We start from the raw sequence: 22,775 nt of genomic DNA, 5'->3' as shown, positions 1-22,775 counted from the left end.
CATGAAGTTTTCTCATAGCATATTTTCTCATAGAAGAAAATCAAAATTTTTGATTTTGCGGCCTCAATTTGTGAAAATCATCGAAAATCTCTATTCCCTTTTGGATAATCATCTAAATTAATAAAATGCTTGTATAGTAAGGGCTTTCTAGGTTAAAACTAGCAAAATTAATTTGTGAACAGATATTAATCAAGAATAATTATCCAAGACCATCTGTATGCCTACAACTATTTAATGTGGCTTAATGTGGCGGATTACTTCGGCAACTGACCAAGCTTGAGCGATCGCTCCTCTGGGTGTGTGAGGTGAATCGCCATCAAAAATCTCAGAAATAGAACCAAGACAAGCGTCAAAGAAAAAGTGATCTAGCAAGGGTTGCCAATTAAAAGGCAGTGGTTGTTGTGGATAAAAACGTTGCCAAGCCCGAATATATGGCCCAATTAGCCAAGTCCAAACAGTGCCTTGATGATAAGCGCGATCGCGTTGCTGTTGATTGCCCTCATATTTACCTTTGTATTCGGGATCTCCTGGATCGAGACTGCGAAGACCATAAGGTGTGAGCAAGCTGGTAGTTGCCAAATCTAATATCTGACACCCTTGCTGTTCGGAAAACCCACAATGGTGTAGCGACAGCGCCAAAACGGCATTCGGACGTATTTGAAAATTCCGGCGATCGTCCGGCTCAATAGTATCGTACAGATAACCTAACTGAGGATTCCAGAATTTTTGCAGTGAGGTTTTCACGTGTTGTGCTTGGTTAGCATAACGCTGTGCTTGCTTAGTGAGACGCACTGGTGAGCCATACTCCATTTGGCTCAAGCGCTCTGCCCACTGACTCAGCCAACATAAAGTAGAATACCACAGCGCATTGATTTCCACTGGCTTCCCGTAACGGGGTGTGACGGGTTGTGCCCCAATTACCACATCCATCCAGGTGAGAGCTACACCACGAGCATCCCAACTAACTAGCCCATCGGTAGCATCGACCTGGATATTGAAACGTGTACCACCGACAAAAGCTTTATAGATTTGCTGTACTACAGGGAATTGCTCTGCCAAAAAATCCCAGTCTTGGGTAGCTTCTAAATAAAGTCCTAAAGTTTCAATCCACCACAATGCCGCATCAATACTGTTATAAATTGGTTCGCCATTGAGATCGGGAAATGCATTCGCAATCAAACCGTGGCGACAATAATGCCCAAAAGTTCGCAATACTCCTTTTGCTAGCTCAAAGCGCTGTGTAACTAGTGCCAACCCCGGTAAAGCGATTAATGTATCGCGTCCCCAGTCATTAAACCAGTGATAACCAGCAATGACCGTGGGGCCTGCAATTGAGGCTCGATAGACGATAAACTGATCGCTTGCTTTAAGTAGTTGTTGCCAGATCGGGAATTGGACATTGGGAATTGGGCATGGGGCATTGGGCATTGGATATTTGTAGTTATTCCCCTGCTCCCCTGCTCCCCTGCCCCTCTGCTCCCCTGCCCCTCTGCTCCCCTGCTCCCCTGCTCCCCTGCCCCTCTGCTCCTCTGCTCCTCTGCCTCCCTCTCTCCATCCAAAAATCTGTGAGAGCCTTTCTTGCTCTGCCTCCACAGCTTCTGCGAAGGTTTTGACGGTGAGAACACCAGGCACTGAGTCAGGAAAACCAACTCGTGCTTCTAAAGTCACCGTATCTCCTGGTTGAAGTGTGACTATCAAGTAACCAGGACTGTGGAGGTCTTCCTTGTCACCTAATCCCCGTTTTGTCTCCTCAGACAATCTATAATCCCAATACCAAACTGCATCTGGTTGATAATTTCCTTGTGTCCAGCGCAAGTGCCAAGGTATGCCGAAGCGCCCAGAATTGATTGCTTGTAAACAGACTTGTTGTTCCCCTAGCAATTGTGAAAACTGTAATTTTTGAGCTGTCTGCTGGTGGTGAAAGTCACGTTCTGCTATCAACAGTCGCAACCGTAAAATCGCTGTTTCAGTTCCCTCGTAGCGATACTGGATTAAAATTCGATGGCAAAATTGGGCATTGGGTATAAGAGGCAGAGGGGCGGACGGGCAGAGGGGCAGAGGGGAAAAACTTTCTGCAAATTCTCCCCTGCTCCCCTGCTCCCCTGCTCCCCTGCCACCTTGTCTCCTTGTCCCCTTGTCCCCAATCCCTAATCCCCAATCCTCAATCCCCACCAAACCATAGGGCATCACCAATTGCCTGGTTAATTGCCAGTTATCTTGACCCCAAGTCCATTTAGGAACTGGGTTAATATCAAAACGGCGTAGCTGTTCGTAGCCTGTTCGCTCAATCTGACCGTTACCCCAAACATTTGTCCCCAGTGCCACAACGCTCCCTAATATTTCCAAGCTAGCTTCTAGGTGCGAAAACAGCAGAGTCCTTTCAGAAGGTGGTTTTGTCGCGGCAAACAGCCAACCATGATAAGTACGTGTACGGACATCAGAAACTGTACCACTGGCAAAACTTCCTAAGCCATTGGTAAGCAACCATTCTCTTGTATCTAAATCAGGCATTTGCTACTCAAAATCGTTATGAGTATGATATAGTCGTAACAGATCGTAATTAAACTGTGAGAGCGTGGATGGGTAAATTTTATTTGACCCAAATTCCAACGCTACTAAACCGATAAAGGAGAATTAGGTTAATGTCCCTTACTTACGGAACCGAAGGAAGCCTCCGCGTTGGTCAACAAGCTCCCGATTTCACAGCAACGGCTGTGGTAGATCAGGAATTTAAGACAATCAAACTTTCCGATTATCGCGGTAAGTATGTCGTCCTGTTTTTCTACCCATTAGACTTTACCTTTGTTTGTCCTACTGAAATCACAGCATTTAGCGATCGCTACGAAGAATTCAAGAAAATCAATACTGAAGTCCTTGGGGCTTCCGTTGATAGTGAATTCTCTCACCTCGCTTGGATTCAAACAGATCGTAAATCTGGTGGCGTCGGCGACCTGAATTATCCTCTAGTCTCCGACATCAAGAAAGAAATTAGCGCCGCTTACAACGTTCTTGACCCAGCAGCAGGCATTGCCTTGCGTGGTCTGTTCATCATCGATAAAGATGGTATCATACAGCACGCCACCATTAACAATCTAGCTTTTGGTCGTAGTGTTGATGAAACGCTGCGGACATTACAAGCAATTCAGTATGTTCAGTCTCACCCCGATGAAGTTTGCCCCGCTGGTTGGCAACCTGGTGACAAAACAATGAATCCTGACCCAGTGAAGTCTAAAGTCTACTTCTCTGCTGTCTAAATTTCGCTAGCCAAAAAACTCTAATCCAGCTTTTTGGAGTTGAAAGCAAAATCAATGAAAACCACAGATAAACAGAGAGACACATTAAACAATGTTAACCTCCGTAAATATCTGTGGTTTTTTATAAAATAGTATTTAAATAATCAAGGTTAAAAATATGCTGACTTCAACTGACTTTAGTGGCTTATTAAATGAAAGATTCTTCCGTAATTTTTTACCAGTTCCAGCTAGCAATCAACTCAGATTGGGAGTGGGAACACCAGACTTTCAATTGCCAGATATTACCAACGGAACTTTAGTAAGATTGTCTAATTATAAAGGCAAACAACCAGTGTTACTCGCCTTGACTCGTATTTTTACCGAAAAGCAATATTGCCCTTTTTGTTTTCCTCATATCAAAGCTTTGAATGAAAATTATGAACAATTTAAAAATCGCGGTATAGAAGTTTTAATGATTACTAGTACCGATGAAAGGCAGAGTCAAATAGTTGTCAAAGATTTAGGCTTAAAAATGCCACTATTGAGCGATCCTAGTTGTCGAGTATTTCGTACATATCAAGCAGGACAAGCACTGGGAGCGCCTTTACCAGCACAGTTTGTATTAGATAAAGAAGGAAAACTGCGCTATTGGCATTTATTTTCTTTTTTGGATCACAATGCTAGTGTTGAGACATTGTTAGAACAATTCAATTGACTATAAATATTCAACTTTTTAGCGATCGCAACAAAAATCCCTTAATTCTGATTATTTCTCGTTACCCACATCTTTTTTATCTTTAGCTTCGTTACTATTGTGCCTTGGAATTGTATTCCAAGGCTAATAGTTCAAGTTCTCTTAAGTAGGTTAGACATAATTAAATAAATAAACTCCTAGTTTCTAGTGAGCGATTTATCGCTCAGAGCAAGGATTATCAGGACTAAAGTCCTTACTACAAACTTTAAATTTATTTATGCCTAGATACTTAACTGGACTAAACAACAATTTATCTCAAGTTTGGTTAAACATTCACCCGAACATGATTCAAGTCCACTTGAGTGAACAGTAGCTCCAAGACGCAGAACTTAAGTTCTAGATAGGATGTGGTTTAGCATAATACTTTGACTTTTACCAAAATGTGGGTAATGACGAGATTTTAATTATGGGGATTCTCTTTTTGGTTGTTAAAGCCTGAATTGGTTCAAATGACTACGGGGATTATAAGTACGTATAGCCCGGATTTTTTCATAATATTCCCGCTCTTGTTGGCTGAGGTCTTTTGGTGGCACGATCGCCACTTTCACTAACTGGTCGCCGCGTCCACCTTTGGGGAGGGGCCAACCTTTGCCGCGTAAACGTAGAGATTGACCAGAACGCACTCCTGCTGGTAGTTTGACATTCACTGAACCATCGGGAGTGGGTACATCAATAGACGCTCCCAGAGTAGCTTCATCTGGTGTGATTGGCACTTCGCATACCAAGTTATCGCCTTCCATTTGGAAGAACGTATGTGGCTGAAGTTCGACTTTTAAGTATAAATCTCCCCGTTGTTGAGTCATGGGGTTGATCTGACCTTTGCCCCGCACCCGTAGACGAGTACCAGTTTTAGCCCCAGATGGGATGTTGACATCTATTGTTTCATTACCTAAACTGAAGCGCTTTTTCACACCATTAAATGCTTCAGCAAAAGTTAGAGCGATCGCAGCTTCACTATCCTGGGTACTACGCGCACCTCCATCTTGAAACCCAAAATCGTTAAAGCTGTTGCTAAAATTAGTTGAGGTACCTGGAGAATTGCGGAAAGAGTGACTTCGTGCGTGACTTTGGCGCCCCGCACCATGAGGGGGAGGAGCACCAAAGCGTCCTAGCAACTCATTAATGAACTCATCAAAATTGCCGTATTGACTGAAGTCAAAGTTACCCATATCTGGGCCAGCGCCGCCAGATGGGAAACCTTCACCAGCTTGTCTCCAATATTGACCGAATTGGTCGTATTTTTTGCGTTTATCTGGGTCTGATACAACTTCGTAGGCTTCGCTAACTTCTTTGAAGCGTGCCTCTGCCTGTTTGTTGTTTGGGTTGACATCAGGATGGTATTTGCGGGCTAGTTTACGAAAGGCTTGTTTAATTTCCTCTGAACTGGCAGTCTTACTGACTCCCAAAATAGCGTAATAGTCCTTGAAGTCGGTTGCAGCCATCTACCAGCCTCCTATAGAAATTCCCGTTATGTTTGTTTTGAAGATGAGAGATGTTTAGTTTGCCTGGTATAGTGCCAAACAAAAAGAATATGATTTTAAATTAACAAAAAATATAGAAAATCAAGTGTGGTTCTCGCTCACCAAGGAATCGCAATTCCCGTACTCCGATTTTTCTGATAAGCGGCTTAGGCTGTCTAATCCTTCTTCTCGGCTTGGGGGAGCATCCCGGAGTTGACGGTGCATCCGCAAAATAATTTCTTCTGGAACTTGGCGCGATCGCTTTTTATTCCGTGCCAAACACAGCCAAACTGGTGTATCCACCCAAATTCCTCTAATGTCGATAAAGCCCAAGTTACGGGCTAAAGCAATGACTTCACGACGATGGCGGCGCTGGGCATTGGTGGCATCAAAAATAGCTGTATTAGTTGTGGAAATAGCTTGCTGAAATTGCCGCTCAATTTCGCGCCAAATCAGTAGCCACGACCCTTGAACGGCTTGGGAACCGAACAATTGCCCCCGAATGGCATCTGTAGAAATTAGCGCCATTTGGGGGGATTCTGTCAGTAATTGTTTTGCCAAAGTTGACTTCCCGCTTCCTGGAAGACCAATCAGCAAAATGAGTGCTGTTAGCGGTAGCGGGGCGTTCAGCCCGTGCTGAGTGCTGTTAGCGGTAGCGGGGCGTTCAGCCCGTGCTGAGTAAGAAGTTAGGAGTGAAGAGTGATTAGAAGTTTTATTCATAACTCATAACTCATAACTCAGCACTCACAACTCAGCACTATTAAATGATCGTTCCATCAGGAATTACAGCATTTTTCATCACGACAACGATGCCACTACGGATGTAGAAACCTTGACTTTCTCGGTCAGCTTCTTGCACGTTATCTTTATTGATAATTTTGACATCGTGACCGATACTAGCGTTTTTATCGATAATGGCACCGCGAATAATCGAGTCAGTACCAATACCTACAGGGATATCACCTTTTTCTACGTTGCATTGGCGTTCTACAGAAGCTTGGTAAAAATCTGCACCCATGAGTAGGGACTCTTCGATGACACAACCAGATTCAATTCGCGATCGCACTCCTAAAACTGAATGTTGAATGCGGCAATTTTTCAAAATGCAACCTTCACCGATAATTGATTCTGTTACCTGACAATCTAATAGTTTACTCGGAGGTAAGTACCGAGCGCGGGTATAAATTGGTGCTTTTTCATCGTAGAAGCTAAAAGGTGGTTGGGGCTGCTGAGTCAGGGCTAGATTTGCATGATAAAAGGCCTCAATTGTTCCAATATCTTCCCAGTAATCATCAAAAAGGTAAGCTTGAACGTTGTAATCTTTAGAGGCATCTGGAATAATTTCTTTACCGAAATCAGTCCTTTCTATACCTTCTCTCAACAACTTGAACAAAACATCTTTTTTAAAGACATAAATCCCCATTGAGGCGATGTAAGGCTGTTGCTGGGCTTGTTCTTTTGATAATCCCAGTACACTTGTATCAACTTGCATTTGGGTTAACGCTTCGCCTTTAGGTTTTTCGCTAAAATCAATTACCCTACCGGAGTCATCGATTTTCATCAAACCAAAATCTGAGGCGCGGCGCTCATCGATGGGGATGACTGAGAGAGTAATATCAGCCCCCGTTTCCCTATGGCGCTGGATAAAGTGGCGATAATCCATGCGGTAGAGGTGATCGCCTGAGAGAATTAGATATTCTTCTACATCCCATTCTTCCATTAACCATAGATACTGACGTACAGCATCGGCTGTACCTTGGAACCAGTTAGGGTTTTCTGGCGTTTGTTGTGCCGCTAGCACTTCCACAAACCCTTCGTTGAAGCCAGTAAAGTTGTAAGTACGTGCAATATGGCGATTCAGAGAAGCTGAGTTGAATTGTGTCAGGACGTAGATTTTGAATATTTCGGAATTTATGCAGTTACTAACAGGGATATCGATTAGGCGATACTTCCCGGCTACTGGTACTGCTGGTTTAGCGCGTAGTTTGGTTAGTGGGTAAAGTCGAGTACCCGCGCCACCACCAAGAATGATTGATAATACTTTTTTCACAAAATTTCTCCCGACTGCCTTTCAACTCTCATCTTCAGTTTAGGACTGTCTGCCACCACAGGTAAGGGGGATCGTCTGATTCTTTGGGATGAATTTTACAGAATGCTGGTAGTGTATGGATGCTGTGGCTTATCAGTAGAAATATAGAACATTTGTATTAATTGGGATGAAGAATTGGGGCGATCGCTATACCCGAAAAATTCACAGAGAATTGTTTTTGGAAGATCGCATTCTGTCAAGCAATGAAGCTACCTAAACTTTTCCTTTGATTTACCAAACGCAATTGCTGCGATCGCTTCAAATATTTTACCCAAGGTTCCTCTGACAACTGGGAAATGGCATTTGGTGAAAGTGTTGCTGTGAAAATATCTTTGCCACTGCTAACACCACTGACACCAAAACTTTCTAAAACAGCAGTTGCAGCCGAGTCTAAAACTGATTCGGTATGTATAAAAACCGCCAAACTGGGTTCCTCTAAGTTTTGAACATCATTTAGCGCTGTAGCAAGGGCAGCATCTAGCTTTTGATAATTCATCAGCAATTCCTTGGTAAAGAGGGTAGACAATTTCTGCCTAACCTAACCTATCAAATTTATAGGTTATTATTGCCTACCCTTGTAGAGAAATAATATCCACCTTTCTCAGTCTAATTACAGATTAGCTGCGTTAATCACTCCATAACCCCATTTGTCATCAAATGTGCCTGCGGGTTTTCCAGGAATTGCACTATTTTTACGTAGCAAGTCTTTCACAGCAGCCGGATCGAGTTGAGGATCTCGCTGCAATAGTAGTGCTACTAACCCACTTACAAACGGTGTCGCCATACTCGTACCAGCCTGAACCACAAACTTGGAATTAATCATCGATGAGCGGTCAAAACTTGCATCGGCGGAAAGCGTGGAAATAATCATCGCTCCTGGTGCTGCTACATCGGGCTTCTGTCCATCAGTGCGTAGAGGCCCTTCACTACTGAATTCTGAAATAGTATCCAATTCTAAGCCCATTTCTCGCACTTGGCCATCAATATCGGTGTATTTGGTTTTAGTAGTATAGGCAGCAACTGTAATTGCACTGCTGGCGGCTCCCGGCGAACCAATTTTCAAGGCATCCTTAACACTTTTACCTGTAAAAAACACTGATGAACTATCATCTAATGTCCACACATTTAAACATGTGTCAGTTGAAGAAGTGTTGCGGACTCGCAGTTGCCAAACACCTCCCATGACTTGCGAGGGTCCGATACCGCGTATTTGCACAAAGAAATTATGGTCGCCGTTGGCTTGGTCTGGCGCTGGTGTCGCTAATTGTACCCGTGCATCTGGTAATTGATAATCTTGGGCGGCATTACCATCAGTAATGATTTTTTGAAAGGGAGTGACGAAACCGTTAGGACTCCGCACAGATACTTCCAATTCGCTATCTTTGGCATACCAAGCGTTTAACCAAACGATGCCTACTTGATTCAAAGGAACATTAAAGCGCATACCACGAGTGCGTCCACTGGGTATGGTCGCTTGTCCATGAATGTTATCGTTTCCTTCGTTACCCGCAGCACAGCAAACAATTCTTCCAGGGCCAGTTTCGGCATCAATAACTTTGGATAGGGAGTCGCTACCATCATGGGCATCAGCGTGTCCGCCCAAGCTGAGATTTACCACTGCTGGGCGTCCCAACTCCCTAGCAACTCGGAAAATATAACGCACACCATCAGCAATGTGGGCATCCTGTAAATCTGACCTGACGACAACTAATTCTGCTTCTGGTGCGACACCGCCATAACTAGCATCAGCACCAGCTGCAATGCCAGCGACGTGAGTACCATGACCGCCAGTATCCTGAGAAACTGTCAGTTGCGCTCCGCTAAATTCCGCCCCATAGCTGCCCTCTGTGACTCCTGGTCCTGGCAGTGTTTGATCCCAAATGTGTAAAATTCGTCCAGCAAAGGCGGGGTGTTTCGGATCGATGCCACTGTCTATAATGCCGATAATTACTCCTTTACCAGTCAATCCGGTTTGATTCTTAAATTCCGGTAGTTTGACTGCTCCCATTGCAGTGTCCATCCTCAAATGAAGTTTGCGTGATGGCTTAATTCGCTGAATCACATCTTCTTCAGATAAGACATCTAAACTATCTATCGGTAAGAATGCTGTCCGCACACTCCCCGAGTTTTGATTGACTTCAATATTATATTGTGATAGATAACTTAAGTCTGCATCATGGTCGCAGTAGATAAAAACGACGCTTTTAGTGGGCTTGACCGGGCTTTTGTGGGCAATGATGCCAAGCGATCGCTTGTGTGTAACTAAAGCTTGATCTCCTTCATTTTGATAGTCTTGATATGCCAAAAGTAGTCCCGGAGAAAGTTTTTCGTGTCTCATTTTTACCTTAAATTAAATTGAGTCGCCGTCAACAAAGTAGTGATTCTAGCAGGATAAGTCGCTCTCACATTAATGCAGTCTATGTAGTTTTTTGGCCTTGATTATTTGATGCGACTATAGTTATCTATTTTTTTCCTAGATAACATCAAATAAGCTTAGGAAATGGTAAGTTCTTCCTAAGATAATAGCTAATTAATAACTCATATTCTTGAATTACGTATCCCTCATCGTGATTTTCTGTACTTCCTGAGACATCTTTGATTGCTTGCATCTAAAAATTACCGAAATCTGAGGTAACAGGTAATTTTTCTAAAGCTATTAAACTAATCCATTGTCTGCCTAAATCATTTCGGACAAAGCGAGGAAAATAAAATTAAGAATAATTAAGTAATAAATAAATTGATTAAATAAGAATTCAGGAGTCAGAATGCAATCAATGACGAGTCTATCTAGTTGAATTGTTAAAAACTAAAACAAATTGTACTCAAAATAGTTAAGACTGATAACATTTGCGTATGAAACAGGATGAAAAAGGCTAAATCACTAATGAATACTGAGAAATGACAGATTCTCTATCATAAGTAAGAGCCATAAAGAAGCGAATATTTGCAACGATCGCTTCTAAACATACAAAAAGTTATTCATGCAAATTCAAACACCAGACTGGGTGAAGCACGCTGTTTTCTACCAAATCTTCCCAGATCGTTTTGCCAGGAGCAAACAGCCGCGCAAACGGTTATTGCAGGAAGCCCGTTGGGAAGATTGGGATTCTATGCCAACCCTCCAGGGCTATAAAGGCGGAGATTTATGGGGCATTATGGAGGATTTAGACTACATCCAGAATTTAGGGATTAACGCGATTTACTTCACGCCCATTTTTCAATCCGCCAGTAATCATCGCTATCATACCCACGATTATTATCAAGTTGACCCGATGTTAGGGGGCAACGAAGCTTTTAAGGAATTACTCGATGCAGCCCATCAACGGAATATCAAAGTCGTTCTGGATGGGGTGTTTAACCATTCCAGCCGGGGCTTTTTCTTTTTCCACGACGTTTTAGAAAATGGCCCCCATTCACCTTGGGTAAATTGGTTCAAAATAGAAGGCTGGCCCCTTTCACCATATAATGGGGAATTTCCTGCCAACTACGCGGGTTGGGCTGGGAATCGCGCCTTACCAGAATTTAACCACGATAATCCAGAAGTACGAGAATACATTATGGAAATTGCCGAATATTGGATTAAATTCGGCATCGATGGGTGGCGATTGGATGTACCATTTGAAATAAAAACTCCTGGTTTTTGGCAGGAATTTCGCGATCGCGTTAAGGCAGTCAATCCCGAAGCTTACATTGTGGGCGAAGTGTGGGGAGATTCCCGCGAGTGGCTAGATGGGACGCAATTTGACGGCGTGATGAATTATCTATTTGCCGGGCCAACAATTGCCTTTGCAGCAGGCGATCGCGTAGTCTTAGAACAAGTCCAAAGCCGCGACTATCAACCCTACCCACCTTTATTTGCTGCCGAGTACGCCACCAAAATCCAAGAAGTACTGCAACTTTACCCTTGGGAGATTCAGCTAACTCAACTCAATTTGCTTGCAAGTCACGATACAGCCCGATTGATGACCATTGCAGGCGGCGATATAGCCAGTATAGAATTGTCAACTCTACTGTTGCTCACCTTTCCCGGTGCTGCCAGCATATACTATGGTGACGAAGTTGGCTTACCTGGAGGAATAGACCCAGACTCACGTCGTGGTTTTCCTCTAGAGACTAAGTGGAATCAAGAAATTTTCAATACTCACCGCCAGTTAATTGCCCTCCGCCATACTTACCCAGCCTTGCGTACAGGTGATTACGAAGTTCTCTTTGCTCAAGGGCAACTTTATATTTTTGCGCGAACTTTGGGGACAGAGGAATTGATAATTGCCATCAACGCCGGCACAAGTTCGGCAACAGCGCATGCAGATGTCGCCAGTTTGCATACTCAACCCAACAAGCTTTTATATGGCACTGCTGAAGTTGAGTGGAATAGTGAAGGAGAAACTCAGCAGTTGTCATTGACTATTCCCGAACGGAGTGGGTGCATCCTGGGGACTGGGGGCTAGGGACTGGGGATTGGTGATTGGGGACTGGGGACTGAGGGGGGACAAGGAGAATAATCAATGCCCAATGCCCAATGCCCAATGCCCAATGCCCCAATACATTATTTCCCCGCCACCATTGCAGGCATCAACACCGCATCAATGATATGGATCACGCCATTGTCTGCCAGAATATCTGTTTTGATGACATTGGCGTTATTTACCTTAAATTTACCGTCGGCAGATTCAATAGCTACAATTGAACCTTCAAGCGTCTCTGCCTCATTAATCTGTACCAAATCATCAGACCTAACATCCCCACTAGCGATATGATATGCCACAATTTTCTGGAGCTTGGGGATATCTTGTAGTAGCGAGTCTAAAGTTCCCTCTGGCAGATTAGCAAAAGCTTCGTCAGTTGGTGCAAAGAGCGTGAAAGAACCAGGGCTTTTCAAAGTTTCTATGAAATTTACAGCTTTAGCAGCCTTTATTAGGGTATTGAAATTACCCGCTGCGATCGCAGTTTCCACAAGGTCAGCCATGAGGGTGCGTTATTTAATACTACAAGTTACTTATAAAGTGACTAAAATATCTTAGCCTCTATCAATAGAGAGGTTGCTGGCGATTTAACAGACAGCAGTAGACTGATTTAGTACTGTTACACTGGAGAATGACCCCAAGAACCACTGATTATGCTAAAGCGCTCTAAGTTCGAGACAACTCAATCTCAGATTATGCACCGTGCTGAGGATCTGATTAGTGCAGCCTCAAATCGATACCGCATTACGGTTCAGGTAGCAAATCGTGCTAAACGTCGGCGTTACGAAGACTTTGAAAGTAACGAAGATGCGATGATGAAGCCGGTGCTAAGGGCAATTATCGAAATGTCCGATGAATTGACTCAACCAGAAATTATCGGCGAACTATAAAGATTGAGTGCTGAGTGGGAGTTCTGAATTCTGAATAAGACAAATTCATATTTTCACTCAGCAACGCCCAAAATATTGTTCTATGAAAAAGACAAAATTTCTGTTTAAATCAATTTTCTCAAAACTCACAACTCAGTACAAGCGAAACGCCCCGCTCCCGCTAACACCACTACTGCTTACCTTAATACTAGTGAGTGTAATTGTTTTAGGTTCAGGAGCGGATAAATCAATACATAGAAATTTATTTAGTATCCAACCTGCTTCTGCCCAGAGAATCACGCCTAGCGATGTTTGGCAGCTAGTCTATCAGCAATTGCCAGATTTTCCACGGGAAAATAAATATATCAGCAAAGAAAATGGGAAAGTTGCCGAAAACAACACTTTAGCAAATCGCCTAATTAGATATCACATTTATACCAAAGGGCGGGCCCCGATTTATCGCTTAGATTGGAAGCTGACTTTAGCTGATTACCTGGGTGCAAATGAAATTATGTATGATACTACCTATCCAGGAAATGATGCACTACAGAAAAATCCGATAGAAGGCGATCGCAAAGCCATCAAGAGCCTCACCCGCAGCCAGCGAGATGCCCTAGTACAAGTCTTAGTCAATATATTTAATCCTACTTCCCAAAACACCGTACCCCCTAACCCCAACACCGCACCCAGTCCCACTACATCAACTACCCCACAGCCACCGCAACGAGGAGGTGCCGAACTACTAAAATGATAAATTTTCCTTTGCGCCCCTCTGCGTTACAACTCTGCGTACCTCTGCGTTTAAAAAAGTAAACTATGGAACGCGTTGTCAAAACCGGATCGGGTTGGCGTATTGGCTGGAATCCCGATACACCTGAGTTTAAAGGTTTAGTTGGTACAGATGATTGGGCAATTGAGTTAACCGAAGCCGAGTTAAATGATTTTTGTCGACTACTAGCACAGCTAGCAGACACCATGAAGCAACTCGCAACTGAATTGATGGAAGAGGAAAAAATTACTTGTGAAGCCGAAAGCGATTTATTATGGATGGAAGTAGAAGGCTATCCTCATGATTACAGTCTGCGCTTCATCTTGAGTACAGGGCGATGTGTAGAAGGTAAATGGAATGCTTCTGCGGTTCCAGATTTACTGCAAGCTAGTGGGATGCTTCAGGTTTTTTAAAATTGCCTCTTGATTATCCTATAGTTTTGCTATATGATAGGAATTCTGACCGGGGCGTAGCGCAGCTTGGTAGCGCGCCACTTTGGGGTAGTGGAGGTCGTGGGTTCGAATCCCGCCGCTCCGATTGATGATAAGCCATACCTGCTAGTCTTTTTAAAAGATTAGCAGGTTTTTTCATAGGTTTTACCTGAAAAAACCGAACCGAACAGTAAATAGGGATGTTATACCAATTTGAAAAATGATTGCGACAGATGGAAAACTGAAACACTTATCCAATGGATGTTTCACAATCCAAAATCTAAAATCTAAAATCCAAAATGGTATTACCCGCACAATCAAATTTTCTCAATGATAAGTAATTGGCGGACTTAATATAAAATCTCTAGCAGATTAGTAGGTAGATTGGCATGAGTGAAAGTACAGAAACGATTTTCAGCAAAATCATTCGTCGGGAAATTCCCGCTGATATTGTTTACGAGGATAATTTAGCCCTAGCATTCAAAGACATCCATCCCCAAGCGCCCGTTCACATCCTCGTCATTCCTAAAAAAACCATTGCGACACTAGCTGAAGCTGAATCTGAAGATCATGCTGTGCTGGGGCATCTTTTGTTAACTGCTAAACGTGTTGCAGAAGAAGCTGGACTAAAAAATGGTTATCGAGTCGTCATCAATGCTGGTGATGACGGCGGTCAAACAGTTCATCACTTACATTTGCATATTTTGGGAGGACGGCAGTTGGATTGGCCCCCTGGTTGATGAGAGGTAGGAGGCAAGGGGTAGGGTAAAAGGTACAAACTGAGTGGAATTGTGGGCGAAAGTACCCCTGCTCCCCGACTTTTTAATATCAAAGCTCATAGTACTTAATTATGGCAGCGCGTTTTCACTTGACCGTGCGGTAGTGTAAAAACAACTCACTTCCAACCTGACGAGTTTCTATGAGTTGGAGATGAGGAGCAGCATTGGGAAGAAAACCCTCTCCCTCCACTGGGCTAGCGGCGTGCTTTCCTCCAAAAATGATTGGCCAAATGGTCAACCACCAATCGTCAATTCGCCCTGCCTGAACTAGAGCAGCTGTTAAAGAGCCACCTCCCAAAGCAACGATTTTGCGAATACCCCGCTCTGCCATCAAGGTGTAGGCCCGATCCCAGTCCAGGTCTGTATCTCCCAAATCAATTAATTCAGCCCGTTTTTGCAAGGTTGTTGTATCAGAACTGCGCTGTAAAGCAGCCCGTGTGGTAAATATCCATCGTTCAATGTCCTGACTCAAAAAAGGCAAGTCCGGCGATAGGTCAAGGGAACCTGAAACAACGCAAGTAATCGGTTGGGGAGACTGACCCCGAACCTCACGCGCTGCTAACAATTCGCGATCGCGAATTGTAAAGGCTCCCCCCTCAGCCCGAATTGTCCCTGCCCCTACCAGCAATAGATCGGCAAGGGAGGCTTGATATTCCAAGTGTGCTAGATCGACTACATCGGGTTCACGGGGCGCTTTCGGATCTACGGCACTAATTTTTCCATCGGCCGTCATCGCAAGCACCACAGTTGTTTGGATAGCTGACATGATTATATTGTAACGATTCTTTATAATTTTACCTTTTTGAATCCCCTCAATACTTGAGAGTGAATAGTTGTTGCGTTGTGCTTTAAATTACTTTGTGAACTATGGCTCAAGGTGGTAAAAAACTGTTGTTGAATGATTCTCTCTACACAAGAGTTTTTTACGCCTCAGAAACTATCATGCCTAAACACATATCTGCAATTGTCGTATTTGTCTTAATTTTAATTTTGGGGTTTGCATCTCCAGTTCAAGCTGCAACTCCCCGTTCAACTTGGGTAGTGAATGAAATTTACCAATATAATCATCCCTTTGCTTCTCAATTGCCTCAAGAACTGGCAACGAAGATGCAAAAGATGACAGCTAAAGATGGCTTTTTCACCTTTTATCGGGGGACGGCTCACATTTTTTATCGTGATATCCAGACCTTACCAAGTTCAGGATTTGTAAACTCTTCAACCTCAGCCGTCTGGTTAGAAGGAGATATGCATCTGCAAAATCTTGGAGCGATAAGAGATAGCAAAGACAACAACGTTTTTGACACCACCGACTTTGATGAAGGCTATCTTGGCCCTTACGTTTGGGACTTGCGACGGATGGCAGTCTCCATTCTGTTAGTAGCTAAAAAGAATGGTCTTAACTCAACTGATGCTGAGGATATTGTGCGAAATTTCTTAGATGCTTACTTCAATAAGATGAATGACTTTAAGGGAAGCAATGATGAACTGTCATACCGTTTAGAATCCAGCAATACGAACGGTGTGGTCAAAGATTTAATTCAAAAGGCATCAGAGAAGAGCCGTTCTAAGTTTTTAAAAAAGTATACAGTGCTAAATAACAGTAACAATCGCCTCTTCAAGACAACCTCAAAACTCCAGCCTGTATCCAGCAGCACCTATTCTGACATTGCCGGGGCTATGAGCAGCTATATCGCCTCAATTCCTATCAGTAAGCGCTACAACGACAGTTACTATATCCTCAAGGACATTCGGCTTAAATTAGGTTCAGGTGTTGGTAGTCTTGGGAAGTACCGATATTACTTGCTGATTGACGGGCCAAGTTCAGCAACCGATGACGATCGCATTTTAGAGATGAAGCAGGAAGGTAGTAGCGCAGTTGCGATAGCAGTTCCAGGTCTGTTGCCGAGTTCAGTCTACGGGAAGCAAGAAGGGGCAAGGGTGACAATCACTACGAAAGCGATGTTATCCAATCTCGATCCCTTGGTTGGCTATACTACTGTCAGTAGCATCCCCTTTATGGTACGTGAAAAATCACCCTACCAAGTGGACTTTGACTATAAGTTGTTAACCAGCAAGTCAAAATTCATGGATGCGATGGGGTACGCAGGGAAGGTGGTTGCCAAAAACCATGCAATCTCCGATCGAGACTATGATGCTGCGATTATTCCTGTCAGTGTTGACAAAGAAGTGACTGATATTGTGAGTGGTAATAAAGCTGTATTCAAAGACGAAATTTTTAACTTTGCAGTGGACTATGCAACTCAAGTTGAATATGACTACACGAGTTTTGTAGATGCTTATAAACAAGGGGTAAAACTCTACTAGAACATTGATTCAGTATTCAGAGATTGTTTTAATCTACACCAACATCAAATAATTGCTCTAATGAATTCACCTTCTATGTATATCGTACCTAGTCTAGGTTTCGGTTTTTTTCGTACTCATACTTTTTTTAATTCGGGATTTGGGCATTGTTAAATATCAACCAAATCCCGACACTGAAGCACTTTGAACTTATCTTCACACCTTGGTGCAGGTGTATATTGTCGTAGACATCGCTTTTAGTTGTCACCAATATCAGAGCATGGGAACGAGGAAAGCTTACAGCCAAGCGCGATCGTATTGAACAGGCCAGAGTTTATCGTGTCCCAGTTGTTTGGCTGCCAGATGCGACCAGTAAGGATTGCGGAGTAGTTCACGTCCTAACAGGACTATATCAGCGACTTCTGTACGAATAATCTCGTCAGCTTGTTCAGGGGATGTAATTAAGCCCACGGCTCCTGTAGGAATACTAGCTTCGCGGCGGATGCGTTCGGCAAACTGAGTCTGATAACCAGGTTTAATTGGGATATGAACGCCCGGTATGATACCGCCTGATGAAGTGTCGATCAGATCGACTCCTAAAGACTTGAGTTTGTCGCTTAAAGCAATACTTTGCTCAATGTCCCAGCCATCATTATCTACCCAATCAGTGGCGGAGATGCGTACCCACAGTGGATGTGTCTGAGGCCAAACCTCTCGGACTGCTTGAACTACTTCTCTGAGCAGACGAGTCCGGTTTTCAAAGCTGCCACCATAATCATCTTGACGATTGTTAGAGAGGGGGGAGAGAAATTGGTGCAGTAAATAACCGTGGGCAGCATGGATTTCCACTACCTTGAAACCAGCTTGGAGAGAACGTTTGGCAGCTTGAGCAAAGGCGTCAATAATTTCTTGAATTCCCTCAAGGCTGAGAGCTTCTGGAACTGGGCTATCTTTGCTAAAAGCGATCGCACTACTCGAAACTAAGGGACGCCAACCTTCCTGAGATTCATCTAGTGTTTTCCCTCCTTTACTCGGTTTGGCAGTGCTGGCCTTTCTACCTGCATGAGCAAGTTGAATACCTGCGACAGCGCCAAAGTTATGAATTAATGCCACAGTTTTGGCTAAAGTTTCGATGTGTGAATCTGACCAAATTCCCAAATCTTGCGGGCTAATGCGTCCACGCGGCTCTACAGCTGCTGCTTCTGTGAACACTATACCTGCACCGCCAACTGCGCGAGAAGCTAGATGAATAACGTGCCAATCATTAGCATATCCATTTGTACTGGAATATTGACACATCGGTGAAACGGCGATGCGGTTGCGAAAAACAACTTCACGAATCTTGAATGGTTCAAATAGATGTGCCATTAATATTGATTCCTTCTCTTGCTAAGTAAAATAAATTAGGGAGGGATTTACAGGATGAATTCGATTTTGCATTAATTAAATAGAGAAGTCAAAATTCAGAATGCAATCAGTGGATAATTTAGACCCACCACTTTACTTTATAGTCTCCCACCAAATTTTGAATTTGCTGGGAGACTTAAACCCGTTTATCCCTCTACCAGTCACACAGAACTCAATTTAGCATAGTTAAAATTAAGCAACGGAGTGCCATCTTACGCCCAAAGTAACTAATAATAATAGTCTTACTGCATAGCCAGTTTGCTTAAGAGTGGGAATAAGAAAAGATTTTGATAGGGGACTTAAACCCAGCCCTTTCAGACCGTAATTTACCACGGTAGTTCTTGAGTAGGATAGTATTACTCTAGCCGACGCTCTCTGCGAGACGCTATGCGAACGCGGACTCGCTACCGCTACGCTATCCTGCCCTACGCAAGAACTGCCTCTTTCGTTAAATATTTGTTGAATGACTAGAGTCATCATAAAGATTTGGATAAATAGGCTGATTGTCAGGCTTTTGAGACTGCAATTCCCAGATATCGCGTTTTCCTAGTTCTTGATCCACTAATAACTGTAGATGATCTGGTAATTTAGTTGTTTGCCAAATTGACCAAATTTCTCCATCAAATAATTCTTTTTCAATTTTTCCAGAAAACATGATTTGACCTCCACGAATGTTCAATTTTAAGTTTAGTAACTCCTAATTTAGGAAAGACGAAGTAACAAATTTGTCATTCTTCATTCTTTCGCTATCTTTAAAATACAGGTAGTATTCGCCCTTAATACTGCTTGTTAATAAAATCTCTAACTTGTGCATCGTTAAGTAACTTTTCATTACAGATATAGTCGCTGGGATCGCTTCCTGTAAGGGCGATAATCTGTTGAAAAAAGGCGATGGTATGAGCATCATCATCACCAATTTCTCTACTCAAAATTAAATGCAAATCCAGGAGCAGGAATCAACCTGCTACTAAACCTTCTGTGTCTACCAGCAGTTCTAAGGCTGGAATATGCTTAAGTATTTTCACGCCTGCTCTAGTGATCTTTTTGTGCATCAAGCGCATATAATCATGAGCTTGTTGTAGCGCGACGATTAGGACGCCAACCAGTACCAGAAAGTGCTGTTGCTCCACTCGTACCGCAGTAGCCTTTATCTACAAGTACCACTCTTACCCCTTGAGCAGCAGCAGCATTCCAAGCTGCCCAAGTTGCTGATGGGCCACCACCTATGACTAGAAGATCAGTCTCTAAATTCAGTTGCGAAGTCGAACTATTGCCTGGCTCAGATTGATATGTACTCACGATTACATCTCCTAAAAACTTTACTTGGCACTAAATTTTGAGTTTATTGGCTAACCTACCTAATTTACTGCTAAAGTACTATAAATCTATCAAATTACCGTATTATATAATTATGAGATTTACATAGATTGTGCAAAAAAACAAGAGGCTATTAAAATTTCTAGATATTACTCTTTAATAAAATGCAGTCTGTGGCGAAAACTTTCTCACAAAAGTAAAGGACAAGAACTACACTTGTCCTCAATGGTTAAAATAACAGGTAATGCATCGAATAAGAGTTAGATGAGACAGGGCAAAACTTTTAGCTTAACAAGCTTGCTATGCATATTATAGTTATGTAAAGTACGTATTATACTTTGGATAAAAAAGTAACTTGTTCGCGGAAAATATATGCGGACAAAACTAATAATTAATCTTGCTTATAGTTCAATAAGCCTGGCTTAAAGGTTATTGGTGTAGATAATTGGTCTTTCCAGACGCGATAAATCGCGTCTCTACATCTGGGTTTTGTTGTTCATTCTGAACTGTATTGGCTTATAGTTTTCTGCACAAAAGAATTGAGCAATGAGATTGTAGATAATCTCGTTGCTCAATTAAAATTTAACGAAATAAGTATTTGTTGGTAATTTTTGGGCAGTTCCTACATTTGTAGCCAAGTCATTTATTTTATTATCTGTTTTGATGACTGCAAACTTATCAGTAAATAGCAATACTTCACCATTTCCCGGTGTTACCCAAGCGTGGCGAGTCATTAGGTTTTTAGAGACAACTAAAAGAGACGCATCTCCACGGTAAGGCGAGATGGGTTTACCCATGAAGGTTTGATTATCTCTATTAGCGATCGCATAAGCAGCAGAGGAACCCACGAAAATTTTACTCCCATCTGAGTAAATAGTTTTAGGAAAATTGCTACTGCCGTCTCCCATCCCCGCAGTTGTAGGCCTTCTTGGAACACTTAGCTGTCCACGCTCGACACTAAAATTAGTCAGGTTAATAGTTCCTATATATACCTTTGTTTCATCACGGGTTTGTGCAGCATTGGTATAGCTGTCTGTGGTGATCAAAGTCTTTGTTAATAAGTCTTTGCCATTCCACCTGTAGATTGAGTTACCTCCATAAACTGAACCAAGGACATAAAGCTTGTCTTCAAAAATATGTAATCGGTTAAGTCTTGTGTCTGCCATGTCGTGAGCAAGATCGGCAGAATTGTAGCCCCAAAGCTTGCCTTGGTTATTTCCTGCTAAATTTGCCAAAGCAAATATTTTTGCTCCGTCGAAAACCATCCGGTAAAGAAAAGCTATCTGGACGGGAATACCTAACCTCTTTTGTTGCTGGTAGCCACTAGTGTAGAGATACCCGTTTTTATACTCAAAATCCATTACCTCAGTTACGCCATAACTCTGTTTGGCTTTAAAGTTGAGGTTTTTGTCATAAATTGATAAAGTATTTGCAGACTGGTAAATAATCCAATCTTGCAAAAATTTTACCCGTGTCTTTGAATTAGCAGTGTTGCTAACTATTTTTTGCCTAGTTCCGTCATTTTTTATTTTTACTAGCCCCGTTGGAACAGCTAAGACATAAGTTTTGCCGTCAATTGCTACAATGTCACGAGCATCGTAATTAGAGTTTGGGATTAGTTTTTTCGTACCATTACCTTCTACTTCCCATACACCTTCAGTATTGATGACCGCAACTTTGCTGCCGTTAGTGCAAGCTGCTCTTGGCGAAGAAATATTAAGATATGTAGCTAAAGCGGGAGTAGAGTAATTAAACATTGTATAGTCCTAGATAAGGTTGGCTGGAAAAGATTGGCGCTCAATTAAGAAAAAACTTTTAGGAGTTTTTGCGCGTTTTTAAGCTAAACTTGTCTTGAAAATTGAAGAAAATATTGGCTACGGTAAACTCAAACTCAAAGGTTGAGTAATCCGCAAAATATGCATGTCTGCAAACATCGCTAAAATTAAAATTGAATTGTTTGTGGTTATGTCGTAGCGATAACCTGTTAATTTGGGGAAAGTAACTTCAATTAATTTGCCTCTCAGCCTGCTTTCTAATTCGACAAATACTTCACCGACACTTTCTGTCCCAGTTTACCCATCTCCTCTAACATACCCTCAATCTTTTGCATAGCTAGAGATGAAGCCTTGGCATATCCTTTCTCCCAACGGTTTACCGTCGAATAAGTTATACCTAAAAATCCTGCAAACTGTTCTTGGATAAGACCAGTTATGCCACGAACTTCACGGATGAGCTTTCCAACTTCCGGTTGCTTGATTAGCAAAAGTTTCTTAATGGTCATTTAGCTCAGAACGCACCTGTTAATCTGGTGAGTGATATGTCTTTTGCTACATCCTATTGCGGTTAATGCTGAATTGATAGGCGAAAATATACTAGATTTTTTATATTTTCTTGAATTTCCTAACAAGTAATTACACGTCCGTAGATACAATATTTACTAATGAGGCTTCCAAGAAATAAGTTACGCAATGAAATAAGCATCCTGTTGTCAAGAAACATTTAAAAATCAATATCTGATAAATAAAAAGCTGCGTAAATGTTCTGAGACTTGAAGTATTAAACTCATATTGCAAAATAACTGGGATAATTTATGATGCCTAGATTTTTAGTTCGCGAATAATTTACACGAACACTTTTTTTCCAAAATTTAATACATAAGTTCGACAAAAATTAAATATAGCGGTTCTCGTTTACGTAAGGTATATCCGTAAGGACACGGCTTGTCGCATTGATGTCAACTTAAGCTCAAATGCATGTCCCACATACGCGTCACCCCACCCCGGTTTTAGCTTTAGACAAAACCGGGGTGGGGTGACACGGATAGTGATGGTAAGCGAGCGGACTTGTGCGATTCGTTGAGTAGCGAATTCCGGTATCCAGTCCGGGCATAACTACTCCAA

The 22,775-nt window shown here is 42.5% G+C and carries 22 protein-coding genes and 1 tRNA gene; 9 read left to right on the top strand and 14 right to left on the bottom strand.

What is annotated here, in order from left to right:
• Nucleotides 1–231: 231 nt before the first annotated feature.
• Nucleotides 232–2,511: an amylo-alpha-1,6-glucosidase gene (locus tag HWQ43_RS05150; protein WP_292730926.1), complete on the bottom strand. Its 2,280-nt coding sequence runs from the start codon at nt 2,509–2,511 to the stop codon at nt 232–234.
• 131 nt (nt 2,512–2,642) lie between these two features.
• Here HWQ43_RS05150 and HWQ43_RS05145 point away from each other — a divergent pair, with 131 nt between their 5' ends.
• Nucleotides 2,643–3,254 (top strand): peroxiredoxin, encoded by a 612-nt coding sequence (locus HWQ43_RS05145; protein ID WP_069068387.1) that lies wholly within the window; start codon nt 2,643–2,645, stop codon nt 3,252–3,254.
• A 157-nt stretch (nt 3,255–3,411) separates the two neighbouring features.
• On the top strand, nt 3,412–3,948 hold the full coding sequence (locus tag HWQ43_RS05140; protein WP_292730923.1) for a peroxiredoxin: 537 nt from the start codon (nt 3,412–3,414) through the stop codon (nt 3,946–3,948).
• Between the two features lie 467 nt (nt 3,949–4,415).
• Here HWQ43_RS05140 and HWQ43_RS05135 read toward each other — a convergent pair whose 3' ends face one another.
• The 5 genes from HWQ43_RS05135 to HWQ43_RS05115 form a co-directional block, all read right to left on the bottom strand.
• Nucleotides 4,416–5,429: a DnaJ C-terminal domain-containing protein gene (locus tag HWQ43_RS05135; RefSeq protein WP_292730921.1), complete on the bottom strand. Its 1,014-nt coding sequence runs from the start codon at nt 5,427–5,429 to the stop codon at nt 4,416–4,418.
• A 120-nt stretch (nt 5,430–5,549) separates the two neighbouring features.
• Nucleotides 5,550–6,167, bottom strand: a complete 618-nt coding sequence (locus HWQ43_RS05130) for an AAA family ATPase (protein ID WP_292730919.1) — start codon at nt 6,165–6,167, stop codon at nt 5,550–5,552.
• A gap of 40 nt (nt 6,168–6,207) precedes the next feature.
• Nucleotides 6,208–7,497 (bottom strand): glucose-1-phosphate adenylyltransferase, encoded by a 1,290-nt coding sequence (locus HWQ43_RS05125; protein WP_292730918.1) that lies wholly within the window; start codon nt 7,495–7,497, stop codon nt 6,208–6,210.
• A gap of 235 nt (nt 7,498–7,732) precedes the next feature.
• Complete coding sequence (locus tag HWQ43_RS05120) at nt 7,733–8,032, bottom strand: hypothetical protein (RefSeq protein ID WP_292730916.1); 300 nt, start codon at nt 8,030–8,032, stop codon at nt 7,733–7,735.
• A 114-nt stretch (nt 8,033–8,146) separates the two neighbouring features.
• On the bottom strand, nt 8,147–9,874 hold the full coding sequence (locus tag HWQ43_RS05115; protein ID WP_292730914.1) for a S8 family peptidase: 1,728 nt from the start codon (nt 9,872–9,874) through the stop codon (nt 8,147–8,149).
• 643 nt (nt 9,875–10,517) lie between these two features.
• Between HWQ43_RS05115 and HWQ43_RS05110 the strand changes: the two genes are divergently transcribed.
• Nucleotides 10,518–11,984 (top strand): glycoside hydrolase family 13 protein, encoded by a 1,467-nt coding sequence (locus HWQ43_RS05110; protein ID WP_292730912.1) that lies wholly within the window; start codon nt 10,518–10,520, stop codon nt 11,982–11,984.
• Nucleotides 11,985–12,082: 98 nt separating this feature from the next.
• Here HWQ43_RS05110 and HWQ43_RS05105 read toward each other — a convergent pair whose 3' ends face one another.
• Nucleotides 12,083–12,502: a fasciclin domain-containing protein gene (locus HWQ43_RS05105; RefSeq protein WP_292730910.1), complete on the bottom strand. Its 420-nt coding sequence runs from the start codon at nt 12,500–12,502 to the stop codon at nt 12,083–12,085.
• A 150-nt stretch (nt 12,503–12,652) separates the two neighbouring features.
• Between HWQ43_RS05105 and HWQ43_RS05100 the strand changes: the two genes are divergently transcribed.
• The 5 genes from HWQ43_RS05100 to HWQ43_RS05080 all read left to right on the top strand — a co-directional run bounded on the left by HWQ43_RS05100 (nt 12,653) and on the right by HWQ43_RS05080 (nt 14,808).
• Nucleotides 12,653–12,889 (top strand): DNA-directed RNA polymerase subunit omega, encoded by a 237-nt coding sequence (locus tag HWQ43_RS05100; protein WP_094351515.1) that lies wholly within the window; start codon nt 12,653–12,655, stop codon nt 12,887–12,889.
• A 190-nt stretch (nt 12,890–13,079) separates the two neighbouring features.
• Entirely contained in the window at nt 13,080–13,619 is a 540-nt protein-coding gene (locus HWQ43_RS05095; RefSeq protein WP_292730908.1) for a hypothetical protein, read from the top strand.
• A gap of 65 nt (nt 13,620–13,684) precedes the next feature.
• Nucleotides 13,685–14,050 carry a DUF1818 family protein gene (locus HWQ43_RS05090; protein ID WP_292730907.1) on the top strand — a complete coding sequence of 122 codons (366 nt, stop codon included), beginning with the start codon at nt 13,685–13,687 and terminating at the stop codon, nt 14,048–14,050.
• 50 nt (nt 14,051–14,100) lie between these two features.
• Nucleotides 14,101–14,174 (top strand) — tRNA-Pro (locus HWQ43_RS05085).
• Between the two features lie 283 nt (nt 14,175–14,457).
• Entirely contained in the window at nt 14,458–14,808 is a 351-nt protein-coding gene (locus tag HWQ43_RS05080) for a histidine triad nucleotide-binding protein (RefSeq protein WP_094351513.1), read from the top strand.
• A 124-nt stretch (nt 14,809–14,932) separates the two neighbouring features.
• Here HWQ43_RS05080 and HWQ43_RS05075 read toward each other — a convergent pair whose 3' ends face one another.
• Nucleotides 14,933–15,613, bottom strand: coding sequence for a RibD family protein (locus HWQ43_RS05075; RefSeq protein WP_292730906.1), 681 nt, complete (start codon nt 15,611–15,613; stop codon nt 14,933–14,935).
• A 101-nt stretch (nt 15,614–15,714) separates the two neighbouring features.
• Here HWQ43_RS05075 and HWQ43_RS05070 point away from each other — a divergent pair, with 101 nt between their 5' ends.
• On the top strand, nt 15,715–17,172 hold the full coding sequence (locus tag HWQ43_RS05070; protein ID WP_292730905.1) for a DUF2252 family protein: 1,458 nt from the start codon (nt 15,715–15,717) through the stop codon (nt 17,170–17,172).
• A 276-nt stretch (nt 17,173–17,448) separates the two neighbouring features.
• Here the strand turns inward: HWQ43_RS05070 and namA are convergent, their stop codons facing one another.
• The 6 genes from namA to HWQ43_RS05040 all read right to left on the bottom strand — a co-directional run bounded on the left by namA (nt 17,449) and on the right by HWQ43_RS05040 (nt 22,156).
• A complete protein-coding gene (gene namA, locus HWQ43_RS05065; RefSeq protein WP_292730904.1) occupies nt 17,449–18,519 on the bottom strand; it encodes an NADPH dehydrogenase NamA in 1,071 nt (356 codons plus the stop codon).
• Nucleotides 18,520–19,006: 487 nt separating this feature from the next.
• Nucleotides 19,007–19,213: a hypothetical protein gene (locus HWQ43_RS05060; protein ID WP_292730903.1), complete on the bottom strand. Its 207-nt coding sequence runs from the start codon at nt 19,211–19,213 to the stop codon at nt 19,007–19,009.
• Nucleotides 19,214–19,334: 121 nt separating this feature from the next.
• Nucleotides 19,335–19,487: a hypothetical protein gene (locus HWQ43_RS05055; protein ID WP_292730902.1), complete on the bottom strand. Its 153-nt coding sequence runs from the start codon at nt 19,485–19,487 to the stop codon at nt 19,335–19,337.
• Nucleotides 19,488–19,623: 136 nt separating this feature from the next.
• Nucleotides 19,624–19,857 (bottom strand): FAD-dependent oxidoreductase, encoded by a 234-nt coding sequence (locus HWQ43_RS05050; RefSeq protein ID WP_366932784.1) that lies wholly within the window; start codon nt 19,855–19,857, stop codon nt 19,624–19,626.
• A gap of 593 nt (nt 19,858–20,450) precedes the next feature.
• A complete protein-coding gene (locus HWQ43_RS05045; RefSeq protein ID WP_292730901.1) occupies nt 20,451–21,632 on the bottom strand; it encodes a DUF5050 domain-containing protein in 1,182 nt (393 codons plus the stop codon).
• 275 nt (nt 21,633–21,907) lie between these two features.
• Nucleotides 21,908–22,156 (bottom strand): helix-turn-helix transcriptional regulator, encoded by a 249-nt coding sequence (locus HWQ43_RS05040; protein ID WP_292730900.1) that lies wholly within the window; start codon nt 22,154–22,156, stop codon nt 21,908–21,910.
• Nucleotides 22,157–22,775: the final 619 nt, after the last annotated feature.

The sequence above is a fragment of the Nostoc sp. JL31 genome (assembly GCF_017114965.1).
Lineage (GTDB): Bacteria > Cyanobacteriota > Cyanobacteriia > Cyanobacteriales > Nostocaceae > Nostoc > Nostoc punctiforme_A.
Note: the sequence above shows the minus strand (reverse complement) of the source record. Positions and strands in the feature narration are given on the sequence as shown.

Bases quoted from the DNA above. Each gene is read 5' to 3' on its own strand.
- HWQ43_RS05150 (WP_292730926.1), bottom strand. From the start codon at position 2,511: ATGCCTGATTTAGATACAAGAGAATGGTTGCTTACCAATGGCTTAGGA.
- HWQ43_RS05145 (WP_069068387.1), top strand. From the start codon at position 2,643: ATGTCCCTTACTTACGGAACCGAAGGAAGCCTCCGCGTTGGTCAACAA.
- HWQ43_RS05140 (WP_292730923.1), top strand. From the start codon at position 3,412: ATGCTGACTTCAACTGACTTTAGTGGCTTATTAAATGAAAGATTCTTC.
- HWQ43_RS05135 (WP_292730921.1), bottom strand. From the start codon at position 5,429: ATGGCTGCAACCGACTTCAAGGACTATTACGCTATTTTGGGAGTCAGT.
- HWQ43_RS05130 (WP_292730919.1), bottom strand. From the start codon at position 6,167: ATGAATAAAACTTCTAATCACTCTTCACTCCTAACTTCTTACTCAGCA.
- HWQ43_RS05120 (WP_292730916.1), bottom strand. From the start codon at position 8,032: ATGAATTATCAAAAGCTAGATGCTGCCCTTGCTACAGCGCTAAATGAT.
- HWQ43_RS05115 (WP_292730914.1), bottom strand. From the start codon at position 9,874: ATGAGACACGAAAAACTTTCTCCGGGACTACTTTTGGCATATCAAGAC.
- HWQ43_RS05110 (WP_292730912.1), top strand. From the start codon at position 10,518: ATGCAAATTCAAACACCAGACTGGGTGAAGCACGCTGTTTTCTACCAA.
- HWQ43_RS05105 (WP_292730910.1), bottom strand. From the start codon at position 12,502: ATGGCTGACCTTGTGGAAACTGCGATCGCAGCGGGTAATTTCAATACC.
- HWQ43_RS05100 (WP_094351515.1), top strand. From the start codon at position 12,653: ATGCTAAAGCGCTCTAAGTTCGAGACAACTCAATCTCAGATTATGCAC.
- HWQ43_RS05090 (WP_292730907.1), top strand. From the start codon at position 13,685: ATGGAACGCGTTGTCAAAACCGGATCGGGTTGGCGTATTGGCTGGAAT.
- HWQ43_RS05080 (WP_094351513.1), top strand. From the start codon at position 14,458: ATGAGTGAAAGTACAGAAACGATTTTCAGCAAAATCATTCGTCGGGAA.
- HWQ43_RS05075 (WP_292730906.1), bottom strand. From the start codon at position 15,613: ATGTCAGCTATCCAAACAACTGTGGTGCTTGCGATGACGGCCGATGGA.
- HWQ43_RS05070 (WP_292730905.1), top strand. From the start codon at position 15,715: ATGGCTCAAGGTGGTAAAAAACTGTTGTTGAATGATTCTCTCTACACA.
- namA (WP_292730904.1), bottom strand. From the start codon at position 18,519: ATGGCACATCTATTTGAACCATTCAAGATTCGTGAAGTTGTTTTTCGC.
- HWQ43_RS05060 (WP_292730903.1), bottom strand. From the start codon at position 19,213: ATGTTTTCTGGAAAAATTGAAAAAGAATTATTTGATGGAGAAATTTGG.
- HWQ43_RS05045 (WP_292730901.1), bottom strand. From the start codon at position 21,632: ATGTTTAATTACTCTACTCCCGCTTTAGCTACATATCTTAATATTTCT.
- HWQ43_RS05040 (WP_292730900.1), bottom strand. From the start codon at position 22,156: ATGACCATTAAGAAACTTTTGCTAATCAAGCAACCGGAAGTTGGAAAG.